The 2,425-nt window shown below is 71.6% G+C and carries 1 protein-coding gene; it reads left to right on the forward strand.

The features are described 5' to 3' along the window. The coding region (locus tag GCN81_RS12510) for a type I polyketide synthase (RefSeq protein ID WP_156724637.1) at positions 1 to 2,425 on the forward strand (2,425 nt) is incomplete at both ends.

Consider the following 2,425-nt stretch of genomic DNA (forward strand, 5'->3'; position numbering starts at 1 on the left):
CGCCACGCCCAAGGCCTGCCCGCCCAATCCCTCGCCTGGGGACTCTGGAACCAGACCAGCACCATCAGCGGACAACTCGAAGAGGCCGACCTCCAGCGCATCCAGCGCCTCGGTCTGCTGCCGCTGTCGACCGCCGAAGCCCTCGACCTGTTCGACGCCGCCACGACCACGGGCGAACCCGTCCTGGCCGTCTCCCGCCTCGACACCGCCGCCCTACGCGCCCAGGACACCCAGCCGCACCCGCTCCTGCGTGGCCTGGCCCCGAAAGCGCCGCGACGGGCCAGTTCCGCGCAGAGTGGCGGCTCCTCGCTGGCCGAGCGGCTCGGCGGTCTCTCCCGGGACGAGCGGGAGCGGACGCTGACCGATCTCGTACGGACCCAGGTCGCCGCAGTGCTCGGTCACAGCGACCCCAGCACCATCGACGCACAACGCGCCTTCCAAGAACTCGGATTCGACTCCCTCACCGCCGTCGAACTCCGCAACCAACTCAACAACACCACCGGCCTCCGCCTACCCACCACCCTCATCTTCGACCACCCCAACCCCACCGCACTCGCCACGCATCTCGCATCCGAACTCGGGGGCCAGGAAAGGGAATTCGCGCCGGTCGCGGCGCGTGCCGACGCGACGTCGCTGGAGCCGATCGCGATCGTCGGCATGGCCTGCCGCTACCCCGGCGGGGTGCGCTCGCCCGAGGATCTGTGGCGCCTGGTGTCCGAAGGGGCCGACGCGGTCAGCGAGTTCCCGTCCAACCGAGGCTGGGATCTGGACAGGCTGTACGACCCGGACCCGGACCACACCGGGACCAGCTATGCCCGGGAGGGCGGGTTCCTGCACGACGCGGACCAGTTCGACCCGGAGTTCTTCGGGATGGCGCCGCGTGAGGCGCTGGCCACCGATCCGCAGCAGCGGCTGCTCCTGGAGACCGCGTGGGAGACGCTGGAGCACGCCGGAGTACTGCCCGCCGCCGTGCGCGGCAGCCGTACCGGCGTCTTCACCGGCGTGATGTACCACGACTACGGCACCCAGCTGGCGGGGGCCGCGCCTGACGACCTGGAGGGCTACCTGGCCAGTGGGAACGCGGGCAGTGTCGCCTCAGGCCGGGTCTCGTACACCCTGGGCCTCGAGGGGCCCGCGGTCACCGTGGACACGGCGTGTTCGTCGTCGCTGGTGGCGCTGCACCTGGCCGCGAACGCCCTGCGCTCGGGCGAGTGCGATCTCGCCCTCGCAGGTGGTGTCACGGTGATGGCGTCGCCGACGTCGTTCGTGGAGTTCTCGCGGCAGCGGGGGCTCGCCCCGGACGGCCGCTGCAAGCCGTTCGCGGCGGCCGCGGACGGGACCGGCTGGAGCGAGGGCGTCGGGCTGCTGCTCGTCGAACGGCTCTCGGACGCCCAGCGCAACGGGCACAACATCCTCGCTGTCGTGCGCGGTTCGGCCATCAACCAGGACGGCGCGAGCAACGGCCTCACCGCGCCCAACGGCCCGTCCCAAGAGCGGGTGATCCGCCAGGCTCTGGCCAACGCGAAGCTCACCACCGCCGACGTCGACGCCGTCGAGGCACACGGCACCGGCACCCGGCTGGGCGACCCCATCGAGGCACAGGCCCTCCTCGCCACGTACGGCCAGGGGCGCCCGGAAGGTCGCCCGCTCTACCTCGGCTCACTCAAGTCCAACATCGGGCACAGCCAGGCCGCGGCCGGAGTCGGCAGCATCATCAAGGTCATCGAGTCGATGCGGCACGGCGTGCTGCCCAGGACCCTGCATGTGGACGAGCCCACTGGGCACGTCGACTGGGAGGCGGGCGCGGTCGAGCTGCTCACCGAGCAGCTGCCGTGGGAGACAGACGGCCGCCCGCGCCGCGCGGGTGTCTCCTCCTTCGGCATCAGCGGCACCAACGCCCACGTCATCATCGAGGCCCCGGCTTCCGCCGCTGAGTCCGAGGAGCCGCGAGAGACTCACGAATCGCAGGAGTCGCGCTCGCTTCCGGTGCTGCCGTGGGTGCTCTCCGGAAAGTCCGCCGAAGCCGTCACCGCCCAGGCCGAGCGACTCCTCTCGTACGTCGACGAGCACCCCGACCTCGACCCGCTCGACGTAGCGTTCTCCCTGGCCACGGACCGAACGACGTTCGACTACCGGGCCGTGGTGACCGGCCGCGACCGGGACGGACTGCTGGACGGGGTACGCGCACTGGCGACGGGAACCCCGCACCCCGGCGTCGGCACCGCGGCCCGCACTACGGGCGGTACGGCCTTCCTGTTCACCGGGCAGGGTGCGCAGCGCGTCGGGATGGGCCAGGAGCTGTACGCGGCCTTCCCGGTGTTCGCTGAGGCCCTCGACGCGGCATGCGCCGCACTCGACCCGCACCTGAAGCGGCCACTGCGCGAGGTGATCACCTCAGGCGACGGGCTCGACCGCACCGAATACA

Source organism: Streptomyces apocyni (assembly GCF_009739465.1).
Classification (GTDB): Bacteria; Actinomycetota; Actinomycetes; order Streptomycetales; family Streptomycetaceae; genus Streptomyces; species Streptomyces apocyni.